17 protein-coding genes are annotated in these 13,038 nt (G+C 64.9%); 7 read left to right on the top strand and 10 right to left on the bottom strand.

All coding sequences use genetic code 11. The annotated features are described in order from the left end of the window. Window positions 1-30: 30 nt before the first annotated feature. On the top strand, window positions 31-357 hold the full coding sequence (locus tag D3D01_RS05110) for a cupin domain-containing protein (protein ID WP_121511453.1): 327 nt from the start codon (window positions 31-33) through the stop codon (window positions 355-357). 68 nt (window positions 358-425) lie between these two features. On the opposite strand, the gene D3D01_RS05105 is transcribed toward D3D01_RS05110, so the two are convergent. Both D3D01_RS05105 and D3D01_RS05100 read right to left on the bottom strand, forming a co-directional pair. Further along, the gene (locus D3D01_RS05105; RefSeq protein WP_121511452.1) at window positions 426-1,445 is read right to left on the bottom strand and encodes a transcription initiation factor IIB family protein; all 1,020 of its coding nucleotides are present in this window, start codon (window positions 1,443-1,445) and stop codon (window positions 426-428) included. 230 nt (window positions 1,446-1,675) lie between these two features. Next, window positions 1,676-2,461: a helix-turn-helix domain-containing protein gene (locus tag D3D01_RS05100; protein ID WP_101350904.1), complete on the bottom strand. Its 786-nt coding sequence runs from the start codon at window positions 2,459-2,461 to the stop codon at window positions 1,676-1,678. Window positions 2,462-2,556: 95 nt separating this feature from the next. Between D3D01_RS05100 and D3D01_RS05095 the strand changes: the two genes are divergently transcribed. Next, a complete protein-coding gene (locus tag D3D01_RS05095; protein WP_121511451.1) occupies window positions 2,557-2,958 on the top strand; it encodes a hypothetical protein in 402 nt (133 codons plus the stop codon). A 15-nt stretch (window positions 2,959-2,973) separates the two neighbouring features. On the opposite strand, the gene D3D01_RS05090 is transcribed toward D3D01_RS05095, so the two are convergent. Both D3D01_RS05090 and D3D01_RS05085 read right to left on the bottom strand, forming a co-directional pair. Next, window positions 2,974-3,753: a hypothetical protein gene (locus D3D01_RS05090; RefSeq protein WP_121511450.1), complete on the bottom strand. Its 780-nt coding sequence runs from the start codon at window positions 3,751-3,753 to the stop codon at window positions 2,974-2,976. Window positions 3,754-3,822: 69 nt separating this feature from the next. Continuing rightward, window positions 3,823-4,785, bottom strand: coding sequence for a C-terminal binding protein (locus tag D3D01_RS05085; RefSeq protein WP_121511449.1), 963 nt, complete (start codon window positions 4,783-4,785; stop codon window positions 3,823-3,825). A gap of 164 nt (window positions 4,786-4,949) precedes the next feature. Here D3D01_RS05085 and D3D01_RS05080 point away from each other — a divergent pair, with 164 nt between their 5' ends. Further along, window positions 4,950-5,222, top strand: a complete 273-nt coding sequence (locus tag D3D01_RS05080; RefSeq protein WP_053967310.1) for a ubiquitin-like small modifier protein 1 — start codon at window positions 4,950-4,952, stop codon at window positions 5,220-5,222. 24 nt (window positions 5,223-5,246) lie between these two features. On the opposite strand, the gene D3D01_RS05075 is transcribed toward D3D01_RS05080, so the two are convergent. Further along, a complete protein-coding gene (locus D3D01_RS05075; RefSeq protein WP_101350908.1) occupies window positions 5,247-5,648 on the bottom strand; it encodes a MoaD/ThiS family protein in 402 nt (133 codons plus the stop codon). Between the two features lie 91 nt (window positions 5,649-5,739). Between D3D01_RS05075 and D3D01_RS05070 the strand changes: the two genes are divergently transcribed. The 3 genes from D3D01_RS05070 to D3D01_RS05060 all read left to right on the top strand — a co-directional run bounded on the left by D3D01_RS05070 (window position 5,740) and on the right by D3D01_RS05060 (window position 6,850). Continuing rightward, on the top strand, window positions 5,740-6,108 hold the full coding sequence (locus tag D3D01_RS05070) for a hypothetical protein (protein ID WP_101350909.1): 369 nt from the start codon (window positions 5,740-5,742) through the stop codon (window positions 6,106-6,108). 108 nt (window positions 6,109-6,216) lie between these two features. Next, complete coding sequence (locus D3D01_RS05065) at window positions 6,217-6,471, top strand: hypothetical protein (protein ID WP_004591078.1); 255 nt, start codon at window positions 6,217-6,219, stop codon at window positions 6,469-6,471. 10 nt (window positions 6,472-6,481) lie between these two features. Then, window positions 6,482-6,850 carry a hypothetical protein gene (locus tag D3D01_RS05060; RefSeq protein ID WP_121511448.1) on the top strand — a complete coding sequence of 123 codons (369 nt, stop codon included), beginning with the start codon at window positions 6,482-6,484 and terminating at the stop codon, window positions 6,848-6,850. On the opposite strand, the gene D3D01_RS05055 is transcribed toward D3D01_RS05060, so the two are convergent. Together D3D01_RS05055 and D3D01_RS05050 are read right to left on the bottom strand one after the other, a co-directional pair. Then, window positions 6,834-7,199, bottom strand: coding sequence for a hypothetical protein (locus D3D01_RS05055; protein ID WP_121511447.1), 366 nt, complete (start codon window positions 7,197-7,199; stop codon window positions 6,834-6,836). The two genes, D3D01_RS05060 and D3D01_RS05055, sit on opposite strands and share 17 nt — an antisense overlap. 36 nt (window positions 7,200-7,235) lie before the next feature. Beyond that, window positions 7,236-9,182, bottom strand: a complete 1,947-nt coding sequence (locus D3D01_RS05050) for an aldehyde ferredoxin oxidoreductase family protein (protein WP_121511446.1) — start codon at window positions 9,180-9,182, stop codon at window positions 7,236-7,238. A gap of 257 nt (window positions 9,183-9,439) precedes the next feature. Here D3D01_RS05050 and D3D01_RS05045 point away from each other — a divergent pair, with 257 nt between their 5' ends. Beyond that, window positions 9,440-10,030 carry a 50S ribosomal protein L15e gene (locus tag D3D01_RS05045; RefSeq protein WP_121511445.1) on the top strand — a complete coding sequence of 197 codons (591 nt, stop codon included), beginning with the start codon at window positions 9,440-9,442 and terminating at the stop codon, window positions 10,028-10,030. Between the two features lie 191 nt (window positions 10,031-10,221). Here D3D01_RS05045 and D3D01_RS05040 read toward each other — a convergent pair whose 3' ends face one another. From D3D01_RS05040 to D3D01_RS05030, 3 genes are read right to left on the bottom strand one after another with little or no spacing between them, the layout of a single operon-like run. Beyond that, window positions 10,222-11,253, bottom strand: a complete 1,032-nt coding sequence (locus tag D3D01_RS05040) for a Brp/Blh family beta-carotene 15,15'-dioxygenase (protein WP_121511444.1) — start codon at window positions 11,251-11,253, stop codon at window positions 10,222-10,224. Further along, the gene (locus tag D3D01_RS05035; RefSeq protein ID WP_101350915.1) at window positions 11,244-11,969 is read right to left on the bottom strand and encodes a lycopene cyclase domain-containing protein; all 726 of its coding nucleotides are present in this window, start codon (window positions 11,967-11,969) and stop codon (window positions 11,244-11,246) included. The genes D3D01_RS05040 and D3D01_RS05035 overlap by 10 nt, the downstream gene beginning before the upstream one ends. Window positions 11,970-12,017: 48 nt before the next feature. Then, window positions 12,018-12,989: a phytoene/squalene synthase family protein gene (locus tag D3D01_RS05030; protein WP_101350916.1), complete on the bottom strand. Its 972-nt coding sequence runs from the start codon at window positions 12,987-12,989 to the stop codon at window positions 12,018-12,020. Between the last annotated feature and the right edge of the window lie 49 nt (window positions 12,990-13,038).

Below are 13,038 nucleotides of genomic sequence, written 5' to 3'. Positions count from 1 at the left end.
GGCTAAGGCGACGCCGGCCCACGTGCCGGTATGTCACTCGACAGATTGGCAGCGTTCGATACCGAACCAGCAGCAGACGAAGTCATCGACGGAGAGCTAGCGGTGACCGACGACGTGCTGGTGAAAGCGTTCGCGCTGGGGCCGGACGCGACCATCGACCCGCATAAACACGGTGACGCGACGAACGTGTTCCACGTCGTCCGCGGCGAGGTGACGGTCCAGCAGGACGACTCCGAGGAGACAATCGCCGCGCCGGGCGTCGTGCTGAACGAGCGCGGGCAAGCCCACGGGGCGCACAACCACACTGACGACATCGTCGTCCTGACAGCGAGCCTCTGTCCGCTCCCGGGTCAATAGACTATCTAGACAGGGGAACAGCAGAAAGGGTTCGGAAAGGGACGGGAGTAAGAAGCAGCGCGCCGTGGTCAGGCACTCGCGCCGGGTTCGGCGCTGCCGGCCGCGTCGACAGCGCTGTCGTCGAGCTCTGCTTCGGCTTCCAGCAGTTCGCGGTAGCGCTCGCGGATGGTGACGGTGCTGATGTCGGTGGCCTCGCTGACCGTCTCCTGTGTCATCTCCTCGCCGAGCAGCAGGCCGGCGGCGTAGATGGCCGCGGCGGCGAGGCCGACGGGGCTCTTGCCGCTGTGGACGTTCGCTTCCTTCCCCGCTTCGATGAGGGCGCGGGCCTGGCGTTCGAGAGCGTCGTCGGCGTCGAGTTCGGAGACGAACTTGCTGAGGTAGGTCGCGGGGTCCGGCGGGCCGACCTGCAGGGAGAGTTCGCGGTTGAGATAGCGGTACGCGCGGGTGAACTCCATCTCGTCGACGCGGCTGACGACGGCCATGTCGTCGAGCGTCTGCGGGAGGTTCGCCTGCCTGACCGCGGCGTACAGCGCGGCGGTCGCCATCCCTTCGATAGAGCGGCCGGGCAGCATGCCCTCGTCGAGGGCGCGCCGATAGATGACGCTGGCCGTCTCGCGGGCGCTCTCGGGGACGCCAAGCGCGCTACCCATCCGGTCGATTTCGCCCAGCGCCTGCTTGAGGTTGCGCTCGGCGTGGTCGCGGGTGCGGAACCGCTCGTCCCAGGTGCGCAGGCGCTGCATCTTCTCGCGCTGGCGCGTCGACAGGGAGTTGCCGTAGGCGTCCTTGTCCTGCCAGCCGATGTTGGTCGAGAGGCCCCTGTCGTGTTTCATCTCAGTCGTCGGCGCGCCGACCCGGCGCTTGTTGTCGCGTTCCTGACTGTCGAAGGCGCGCCACTCCGGCCCGTGGTCAATCTCGTCCTCGTCGACGACGAGTCCACACGACTCGCAGACGGTCTCGCCGCGACTGTCGTCGGTGACGAGGCTCCCGCCACAGTCCGGGCAGGCGTGGCCGGTAGTCGCCTCGGACTCGGCCTGTTCGTCCACACTCTCGCCGCGTTCGTCGGGGGAATAGATGCTGCGTGTCGTCATGGTGTGTCTCTGCGAGCGCGTGGGACGCCCGCGGTCGTACCCAATTATAGGGGTGCATCCCCCATGACGACTCGCTTGGCATATGCCGAACTCAGGAGAAGTGATAGCTAGCTGTGACGGTCGCGTGCCACAGCGCACGACACCCCATCCGCTGTCATCCCGTGCTGACCTGCGACACGGCAGGTCTCAGGTAGTGCAGTTCGTCCCGATTCCAGATGCGATATCGCCGTTTAGACACCCGAGCGGCCGATACGAAGGCGTCCACCCTCGGCGACATCTTCGTCGGCCTGAACCGGCCCCATCGACCGCGTGACGAACGACCGGACGATCCACGCCTCGGCCCGCTGGAGGCGGTACTGGAGCGTCGACCGCGACACGTCGAGCGTCTCGGCGAGGTCGGTAAGCGACGTGTCTCGGGGTGTCCGGTAGTAGCCGTGTTCGACAGCGGCCTCGACGGCGGCCTGTTGCTCAGGCGGCAGCTCCGCCAGCGTCACGGCCTCGTCAACCCAGTACGAGGGCGAACTGAGCTGGCGGAACTCGACGGTCAGTCCCTCCCGGAGTTCGGCTTTCATCTCCTCAAACAGGCCGTCGACACCGGCGTCGCTACACAGGAGCAGCCGCCACTCACACCGACTCCCGCGGCGTTCAGTCTCGACGAGGACGCCACGACCGACGTGGTCGATAGCCAGCCGCGGAATCGAGTGACAGTCACCGGCTTCTGACCGGTAGCTGTACACCGTCCGGACGCCGGGGTCCGAGCCGATGACCTCGTACGTCCAGTCGGTCTCGCAGTTGCGGGTTCCGATGCATTCGGTACACTGGACGGGGTCGTCGTACACGTCGTCCAGTTGTTCGAGCGCAGTCTCCGGACCGGCAACGCGTTCGAGCCGCCACATCCCGTCCCGCGTGACGTTGCACGCGATCGTCCGGGAGTGCATCTCCGGATGGTCGATGAACACGTCCATCACAGGGTCGACGTTCCGCTCGTAGTCGATAGTGAAAATGAACTCTCGCATATACCTCCCGTTGCGTGCCGAGCCGTTTATACGCACTGTCTCGTTCGGCGTATGCCAAACCAGCCGTCATTATCGAAGCAGGCTTTGCACAGAGTATGTCGTGTCCTCTCTCTCCGTCTACTGGCGAGTCGCCCGGTGGGCCAGTTCCCGGCAACACGTCGGGCGACTCTTCGTCGCGTGTTCGTGGATATGAGCTGCCGACGCACAACTGGCGGCACACCCTCATCTACGGGGTAGTGTTCTGGACGGTCGTGGCCGCTGCGTGGCTCGCTGTCCCGACTGGTCACCCGTTCCAGTTGGGCGTCACACTTTCCGGACTGTTTGCGGCCCCGCTGTTACCGGTCGCGCTCTTGTGTGATTACCGTCAGGCCCGGGAATTCGGGACCTGTGAGCCCGGGCTTCGCGCGTATCTCTCGAATCTCGCTCGGGATATCAAAACGGCAGGGACCGGTCAGAGCGCCCTCGGGGACGAGCGTCGGGAATTCCTCAGCTGCTGAGGCCTGTCGCGCCGCTCACGTGCTCGCGTTCGACTGCTGGGCCCGCGCGTCAGCAAGCCAGTCCGGGTCCGGAACGTCAGTCGACCCGACGCCGGTGACCTCGTAGCGCCACTCAACGGCGACCGTTTCGCCGTCGTCAGTTTCGCCGGTCAGCGTCCACGCTGTCTGGCGCGCCAGCCCGTCTCCGTCGACCAGTATCACGACGGTGAAGTCGGTCACAGTCACGTTCCCACCGGACCCGAAGGCGCCGGCACCGATCTGTCGCCAGGTCGAGAGGTCAGAGTACTCGTAGCGGTCCACCGTGACGCCATCGAACGTTTCCGTCCCAACCAGCCGGGCGTCGTCGACTGACTCGGAGCTGAGCCTCCCGCGGTCGATGGCGGACTGGAACGCCGTGTCGTCTTGGGGCCTGACCTGATAGAACGCCTCGCCGTCGGTCTCGTACCGGGTGTATGCCGAGCCGTCGGCGACGAAGGTCTCGAAATCGGTTCTGGCGTCCGGCCCGGACATCGTGAATGTCTCCAGCGAGCGGTTCGCCCGCAGGTCCACCCGGTAGTCGTTCGTCATCGTGGCCGTCTCGCCGCCCTCGGTCGTCGAGTACGACCACGTCGCGGTGAAACTGCCCGCGTCTCGGAGGAGGCGGTCCGTCGCTTCGACCGAGAGGTCGACCCGGTCTGCCGGTGCGGCCCCACCGTCGTCTGCGTCGGTCCCGTCGCCCGCCGCCGGACCGCCGCCGAGACAGCCGGCAAGGACGATTAGCGACACCACCAGCACAGTAAGTAGTCTTGTTGTCATGTCTGGTGGAAGGCTGTCACAGGAGATAAGCTAGTACGGTTGCTACGACGCGGGGACTGGCGGCCGCCGCTACAGCCAGTCGGTCTCCGGGTCGATGCGGTCCGGCGGCGTCTCGCCGGCCAGCGCGGCCCCGACGTTCGCGGCGACGGCGTCGTTCAGGTCGTCGCGGGCCTCCTCGGAGTACCACGCCGCGTGGGGCGTGACGATGCAGTTGTCCAGGCCGACAAGCGGGTGGTCCGCCGCCGGCGGTTCCTCGGCCAGCACGTCGAGGCCGGCGGCCGCGATTTCGCCGTCCTCAAGCGCCGTCCGGAGCGCCGCTTCGTCGACGAGGCCGCCGCGACCGGTGTTGACGAGGATTGCCTGGTCACGCATCGCCGCGAGAGCGTCGGCGTCTATCATCGCTTCCGTCTCATCGGTCAGCGGCGCGTGGAGAGAGACGTAGTCAGCCCGGTCGTACAGCGTCTCAAGCGTGACTTTCTCGACATCGGCTTCGGCCATCTCCTCGGCGTCGACGTACGGGTCGTACGCAACGACGTCGAGGTCGAAGCCCCGCAGTTGGTCGCGCACCCGCCGTGCGATGGGACCGAAGGAGACGAGACCCAGCGTCTGGCCCCGGACACGATGTACCGGCCGGGTTCGCTCCCAGCCCCACCCGCCGTCGCGAACGTCGCGGTCGTACGCCGTGAGCGTCCGAACGCAATCCAGCAGCAGCGTCACCGTGTGGGTGGCGACCTCATCGGTACAGTACTCGGGGACGTTCGTGACGGTCACGCCGTTGTCTGCCGCCGCGGACACGTCGATGTTGTCGATACCGACGCCCGCTCGCGCGACGACCTTGAGGTCGTCCAGTGCGTCGAGTACCGCGGCAGTGACCGGCGTGTTCACGTCCACGACGAGTCCCGCTGCCCCGGCGGCGGCGTCCCGGAGCGCCGTCTCGGAGCCGGTCTCCGCCGCGACGACGTCGGCGTCGAGGTCCGCCCGCAGTCGGTCGACATCTATCATCGGGTCATCGCTTGCGACCACACGTTCCATATGCGGAGTCATGGACTGGGACGCTAAAACGGGTCGAAGTCGTTCCCATCGAATAGGAATTCGAGGTCCATGATCGATTGAATACAACGAGTAAATCCGTTGCTCGTTCGAAGCACGCGGTCCGAGCGCTGTGATTTAAGCCACTCGACCGCCAACCCAGCGGTATGCAAATCGAGCTGCGGTTTTTCGCCAACTTCCGGGAAGCCGTCGGACAGAAAACGGTTCACCGCGAGTACGAAAGCGACCTGCAGGCCGGCGACGTGCTCCGGCAGCTCTCCGAGGAGTTCACAGAGATGGACCTGTTCGAGGACGGCGAACTCCGGGAGTACCTGACAATCCTCCTTAACGGAACGGACATCACGCATCTCGACGGACTAGAGACCGCACTGGAAGACGGGGACGAACTCAGTGTGTTTCCGCCAGTCGCCGGGGGCTAGGTCCTGCTGCAGTCGGGTCCCGAATCAACAACAGAAGATGAACGGGAACATCAATCCGACGCGGTCGCCGGCTTCTAATTCTGTGTCCAGTCCGTCGAGATGTTCGTTGAACTCACCGTTGACCGCCACTCGCGCGTAGCATCTGGTCTGCTCGCCTTCGGGGTTTTTCGCCCAGTCGCCCGGCAGGTCCGCCATCTCCGGGGCCCAGCCCTCGGTGGTGGCGTCGGCTTCGGTTTCCGCAATGAGCATCTCGCTCACGTCGTACTCCCGGAAGAACGCGTCAAGGAAGTCACGTAGCGTGTTCCCTTCGAATGTGTATGATAGCGACGGTTCACCGACGACCCGACGAACGTGGCCGGTACACCTGACCTCAACGGTGGTCAGATCCGGGTCCGACATCTCCCGTTCCAGTGTCTCACTGCTCATACGTGCGCTACACCCCGCTCCTACAAATCAGTGAAGTCGAACATGTTCGCCCATCGCTGGGGTTTATTTGCGGCGAACTCTGTGTGGCGATATGGACGATATCGAACTGGGGATTCCGTCCGGGATTGTTGAGTCGCTGCCGCCGGACAGCGAGGACACGAAACGCGATATGGAACAGGCTGTCGGTGGCTGGGAGCGGGAACTCAACGCCGCGCTCAACTCCGAAGAGCCGGCTAGTGCCGTCGTCGACCACATCGAACAGTTCGAGAGTCGGTGGGAGGCCTACGACGAGTACGTCGTCGAACTCCGGGCCTGGGGCCAGTCGCCTATCTACGCGATGGCCTGGCGCGACCTCCACGCCGCCGTCATCGCCCAGATCTACGACCACGAGAACTTAGACGAACGCATCAACCGCGAGCGCAACGCCCGCATCGTCGACGACGGTATCCGTCCGGGGTAGGCCGTATCCACCCGAGAGCGGTGGCCCCCAGCCGAGATAGCGCGGGTGTGTCACAACAGCACAGGGACGCCGATAGGTTTAGACGACCGCACCCGTAACGACCACACGATGGAGCGTGAACGGAGTTTTCGCGGCATCTCGGTTCGAGCCGCTATCGGGTATCTGGAGAACCTCGGCGGCGAGCAACGCGGCGAAGCGACCGTCGAAGGCGACGGCTGGGCGGCGACACTCTCGGAGGAGAAAGTCGCTATCGGCCCGAGCCTGCAGCTCAACGAGGTGACGATCGAGTTCGATGGCGAGCCGGAGACACTGGAGCCGCTCATCGAGAAGTTCGCACAGAAAGCGATGCGAGCGGGCGGCTGACCGGGCAGCGATGGCTGACTCGTCGTACCCAATCGAGGGGCAGATCGTCCTGCTGGCTGGCACGCGTGCGAGCATTCCACTCGACCAGCTCCCCGACCTGTTGGAACGGGTCCAGACGTATCTCCGGGAGCACCGCGCGACCTATGACAGGGAGTACGAACGCATCAGCGGCCCCAGAGAAGCCGATTACATCTGCGCCGAGTCGGGCCACTGGGACAGTATCGGCACAGAGCTCGGACTGGGCGACCGCGAACAGGACGCGGTTCGGCGGGCCCACACCGCCCAGTTCGAGCGCGACGGCCGGCGACTGGACAGAAGCGAGGAGTTCGAGACGACGCTTGAAATCAGGGACGTGCTGGCAGTTACTGCCGAACCGTAATCGTCTCCAAGACCCGCTGGGAGAAATCCGTCTCCGAGAGGTCGCCGTTTTCGAGGTCGTCGATCCACTCGCTGTCGACCGACCACTCGCCGAGTTCGGTGCCGTCGAGGTCTGTCACGGTCGCCTCGATGTCGACCCCGGACCAGTCGTCAGCGTGGAGGTCCCGGAAGACGTTGATGACGCGACCGATTTCCCGGTGGGGGATGACGGCCGCCTCGTCGGCCGAAATCGACTCGTAGATGAGCCGGTACGTATCGCCCTCGTCAGCGAAGTCGGTGACGTAAACGCCGTGGCTGGTGAGTCGAGACTCTACCTGGAATTCGAAGTCGTCGATATCTTCCTTGCGCATTAGAGAACTGAAATGTGTTCGGCGGCCGGTGCCGTCTCAGTCGTCGCTCGGTGCCGCTGCGCCGCCGGAACTGACGCCGGTTCCGGGACCGATGTCGATTCCCAGTTCGTCGAGTTTCTCGTCGGGAACGACACCGTTCTCCCAGCCACGCACCTCGTAGTACTCCTCTTTCATTTTTGAGAGCTCCGCGAGCTCGCCTTCGGAACCGCCCTGTGCCGGCATCGCGTGCTCGTCGCCTTCGACGAACCGGTTGGGCAGGTCGTCGTCAGAGCCGTCGAAGCCCGCGAGGTTGTTGTAGTACCGTTCGAGGTTGTAGACGCGCTCGCCGGCCTCCATCAGTTCCTCCTCGCTCACGTCCAGTCCGGTCATGCCGTTGTACTGCAGAACGTACTCCTCGATGCCCTCCGCGAAGGCGTTGAACTTGCAGATGTCGAAGGAGTCGCTGATGGCGTGGAGGTCCTGGAAGGTGGCACACAGCTCGCCCTTGCCCTCCCACTCTCGCGGGTCGACCTTCTCCGGGATGCCCAGAATCTCCGCCGCCGGCGTGTACCCGCGCAGGTGACACGCGCCACGGTTCGAGGTCGCGTACCCGATTGCCATTCCCTTCATACAGCGCGGGTCGTAGGCGGCCATCGTCTGGCCCTTGACCGCGAGGGAGTTGGTGTGGGCGTCGAACTCCTCGGCGAGGTGGTCCGGCCCCTCAGCGAGGTGGTCCGCGAGTTCCGTCTCGCGGTGGGCGATCATGTCAATCATGTCGATCATCGTGTCAGCGTCGCCCCAATCAATCCCATCGCCGAGGTCGTCGAACTTGCCTTCCTCGGTCATCTCCATCGCCATCGCCATGGTGTTGCCCACGTCGATGGTGTCGACTCCCACGTCGTTACACCGTTCGAGCATCACGGCGATCTTGTCGCGCTCGACGTGGCCGGAGTTGGGTCCGAGCGCCCACGCGGACTCGTACTCGTAGGATTCGGTGCGGACGTTCATCTCCTCGCCCTTGTGCATCGCCTGCACCTCGACTTCCTTCTTGCAGGCGACGGGACAGGAGTGACAGGTCGGCTCGTCGACAAGGATGTTCTCCCGGACGTTCTCGCCAGAGACGTTCTCCGAGTCGATGATGCGCTCGCCGTCGCCCTCGGCGTCCGAGTATGACCGCGTCGACGAGTATTTCGCGTTTTTCGTCGGGAGGCCGTCCATCTCCTCGGTGAGATTCATCAGGACGTTCGTTCCGTACATCGACAGGCCGCCCTCGTTGGGCGCGGTCACGTCGGATTCCTGAATGACCTGCATCGCCTGCTTGTGGCCCTCCTGGAACGTCTCCTGATCTTTCGGCTTGGGCATCCGGGTGCTAGACTTGACGACGACGGCTTTGAGCTTCTTGTTGCCCATCACACAGCCGGTGCCACCGCGGCCCGACGCGCGGTCGTCTTCGTTGACGATACAGGCGTATTTGACTTCATTCTCGCCGCCTTGACCGATTGCCATCACAGAGAGGTTCTTGCCCAGCGAGCCGCCCTCGATTTCGCCTTCGAGGTCGTCGATAGTATCGTGGATGCCCTGGCCCCAGAGGTGTGAGGCGTCGCGCAGTTCCACCTCGCCGTCTTCGACGAGCGCGTACACCGGTTCGTCGGCCTGCCCTTCGAACAGCAGTCCGTCGAATCCCGACCACTTCAGCCGCGCGCCTGACCAGCCGCCATGGTGGGAATCAGTGACGGTCCCCGTCAGCGGCGACTTCGTACAGATGGCGATACGACCGCTCATCGTCACCTGTGTCCCCGTCAGCGGCCCGTTCATGAACGCCAGCAGGTTGTCCGGCCCCAGCGTGTCCACATCTGGCCCCTGGTCGAAGACGTATTTCACGCCGAGCCCTCGCGCACCGATATACTTTTTCGCGTCTTCCTCGTCAATACCTTCGTAGGCTACGTCCCCGTCCCCAAGGTCGATTCGCGCCACGTGGTCCTGAAAGCCACCAAGGTCTGTCATGGTAATACATGACTCTCCGGCTGGGAACAACTTAACGATTTGTGTTGCTAAATCACAGATATCCGACGCTTTCAGCGGTCGCGTCCCTGCGTGACCGGCTCACATCCGCTGGTCAGGTCCGAACCGTTTAAGAGTCCGAACGGCAAACTCCGGAGTAACTCGCTGGACGACGGGCACCAGCGGGCACCTGCGTGTGCAGGTCGGGATGTGAGTCGCGAAACGCGACTTGAACCACGCAACGCCCGTGGTGAATACACATGGCACGAAGCGCATATTCGTACATTCGAGACGCCTGGAAGAACCCAGGTGACGGACAGCTCGCAGAACTGCAGTGGCAGCGCCAGCAGGAGTGGCGCGACGAAGGGGCCGTCGAGCGCATCGAGCGCCCGACCCGCCTCGACAAGGCCCGCGCACAGGGTTACAAGGCGAAACAGGGCGTTATCGTCGCTCGCGTCTCCGTCCGGAAGGGTAGTGCACGCAAACAGCGACACAAGGCCGGTCGTCGCTCCAAGCGCCAGGGTGTCACGCGCATCACCCGCCGGAAGGACATCCAGCGCGTCGCCGAGGAACGCGCCTCCCGCACCTTCCCGAACCTGCGCGTGCTCAACAGCTACTCCGTCGGCCAGGACGGCCGCCAGAAGTGGCACGAAGTCATCCTCATCGACCCGAACCACCCGGCCATCCAGAACGACGACGACCTGTCGTGGATCTGTGCCGACGACCAGGCCGACCGCGTCTTCCGCGGTCTGACCGGTGCCGGCCGCCGCAACCGCGGTCTCAGTGGTAAGGGCAAAGGGAGCGAGAAGACCCGCCCGTCGCTACGCAGCAACCGCGGCAAGGGCAAGTAACCCACCTTTTTCCGCATCGGGTGCGCGAAGCGCACCACTCGGCGCAACAACGTGGGCGAAAAAGGCCGAACGCTCGCTTCACTCGCGTTCGGTGAACCGCGCTTGCTTCGCTCGCGCGGATGCCCCTCCGTGATTTTCGACTTCAATTCTTCCAGACATCCGGCCCTAGCGCCATCTATAGAGGTAGCCGACTACACCCAGACACCCTGTTCGCGGTCCATGATACTGACAACGACGACGTGGGGCAACGTGACGACCGCGATGAACACCAGATACAGCGCGACCCACTCCGGGACGGACCCCGGCGGGTTCGGGACCAGGAAGTACAGCCCGCCGAGCAGGGCGAGCGAGGCGACGGTCAGGGGTGCGGCGTCGCGGGCGAACCGCGCCAGCGCGGCTGTCGGGTCGCGGTTTTCGAGCGCGGCAGTGGCGTCGTCGTCGACCAGCAGCAGGCGGGCGACGTGGCGCAGCGAGTGCCACAGACAGAAGTACACGCCGATGGCGAGCACCGGCGGAACGAGGGCGAAGTACGCGAGCAGGCCCAGCGTCTCACCGGCGTCAAGCAGCCACGGCTGGCGGGCGTCGGCGCGAGCGAACCCGACAGCCAGCGTCGCCACGACGAGCGCGCCGTAGGCGAGGGCGAGCCCGGTTCGCACGTCCGACCGGAACGCCCAGGCGATGGCGGCCGCGGCGTCGGGCGCGAACAGCGACACCAGGTCCGTGGCGACGCGGCGATACCACTCGGGGAACGCGAGCAGCGGGACCAGCATCGGCAGGCCGCCCCGGACGAGGACGGCCCCGACTCGCTGGGGGAGCGACCGGAGGTGGTCGGCGTCGGCCAGCGCGACCAGCGCGTACAGGTCGCCCTGGCCCCAGTGAAACCACGTCACCGCGATGAACAGGACAAAGGCCGCGGCGGGTGCGAGGAACCAGACGAGGGCGTAGGCACCGCCGACGACGCCGTAGAGCGCGAACACGCGGGCGATAGCCCGCCAGTCCGGGCGCTCGCCGCGGGTGCGTGCGACCGCGAGGTGGTCGACCGCGCCGTGGGGCAGGCCGAGCAGGACGGCACTGACGACCAGCGGGACATACTGGAGCGCGGGCGGTATCGAGACTCCGGCGAGGAACGGCGCGACGACGGCAAGGCTGGCAATCCAGCCGGGAATCAGGGCGATCCGGTAGCGAACCGATGGTTCGACGGCATTGCGGTAGGTCACTTCCATCTGTCGATGAGCCAGACGTAGAGCACGACCCCTTGCACGACGAACAGCGACGTCAGGAAGAAAAACACCGCCTCCTCAATCGGCAGGTCAAGCAGGGGAATCGCGTACCCGGTTGTGTACTGTTTCGAGATGGTCCAGATCCCGAGTCGGATGGCAATGCTGTCGATACCACAGAGGTAGGCCGCCGGTACCAGTGTCCCACCGGCCACCGTCCGCCACTCACCGGCGAGGAAGTGCCACCCGAACAACCACTGGATGGCGAGAATCGGCCCGCTCCAGACCAGCAGAGAGCCGAGATACAGCCCCGAGTCGGAGCGCAGAAGCGCGAGGCCGGACAGAACGACGACAAGCGCAGCGGCGAACCCGACAAGCCGCGTCCGTACCGGCGTGGCCAGCGAGCGAGCCGTGTCCACCCGAAACCGGGCTACCCACAGCCCCACCATCGCGGTCTGCAGAACGAAAAAGAGGTACTCGCCGAGGGGAATCGACCAGAACCGCACCAGTACGGCGCCGTCGCCGTACCACCAGACGCCGCGTCGGATGAGCTCGCCGTCCCACGGCGTCGTGTAGACGAGCGCCAAGCCTGTGAGGATAGCCGTTGCTGTGAGTACGTCCCGGCGGCTGCCGAGGCGGTAGGTGGCCGTCAGCACCAGTGCGGCCACGACCGGGACCACGAACAGGGCGTGGAACTGGAGATACGTGGGCGTGGGCAACATTAGTTCAGGTGCGACACTGAGTCAGCGACGACGCCCGACGCGCGGGTGTCATCCACGCCACGTAGGCTGCCCGTGGCTGTGAGCGTCTGTCGGCGTCTCACCGGGGCCGCGCTCGGACACCGCGCTCACGGTGTAAAACGTCGCTTCGGGGTCACCGTTGCGCCGCCAGTGCCACCACGTGCGGGCGAGGAGCCAGAGCCGGCGGCGGCGGGTGAGATCCGGCGTCTCCGTCAGCACGTCGTAGCCGCGGTCGCGAATGAGCCGGTGGTGGTCAGCGTACAGGACTGCGGCCAGCAACACGCCGAACTGGCAGTCTTCCGGCAGGTACCGAATACCGGCGACGCCCTCGCGATACAGTTCGTCGGTCCGGGCCAGTTCCTCCTGCATCACAGCGCGGAAGGCGTCGTCGACTTCGGCGTCGGCCAGTTGCTCTTCGGTGACGCCGTGGCGGTCAAGCGTTTCCTGTGGGAGGTACACACGCCCGTAGTCGTGGATGTCCTCGCGGACATCCCGCAGGAAGTTTGAGAGCTGAAACGCCTCTGCCAGCGCCGTTGCGTGGGGCAACGCCTCTTCCTTCTGTGGCGGATCCATCACCTCCGTCATCATGTGCCCCACCGCGACGGCAGAGCCACGCATGTACTCGCGAAGATCCTCGAACGTCTCGTAGCGGGCCTGTGCGATGTCCATCTCCATCGCATCAATGAAGACATTGATCGTCTCCTCGGAGATGTCGTGACGCTCGGCGAGGTCCTGAAACGCCGCCATGACCGCCTCGTGGTCTGTTTCAGCCGGGTCAATGTTCCCGAGCGCGGCCTCGCGAATTACCTCCAGTTGCTCGTGCTGGACGGTCGGTGGCGGGCCGTCCGGCTGGTCGACGACCTCGTCCGCGACCCGGAAGAACGCGTACATGACGTACGTCGGGTGGCGGATGCGTTCCGGAAGTAGACGCGTCGCGAGGTGGAACGTCCGTCCGGTTTCCTGCTGTATCGATTTGCTCGTTTGAATGTTATCGGAGTGCATTGAAAGCTATCGGGAAGTCATTCGGCGGACGATTCGTCGCGCGCTTGTC

The organism is Haloarcula sp. Atlit-7R (assembly GCF_003666065.1).
Lineage (GTDB): Archaea > Halobacteriota > Halobacteria > Halobacteriales > Haloarculaceae > Haloarcula > Haloarcula taiwanensis.
This window is presented reverse-complemented; position numbering and strand designations above follow the sequence as displayed.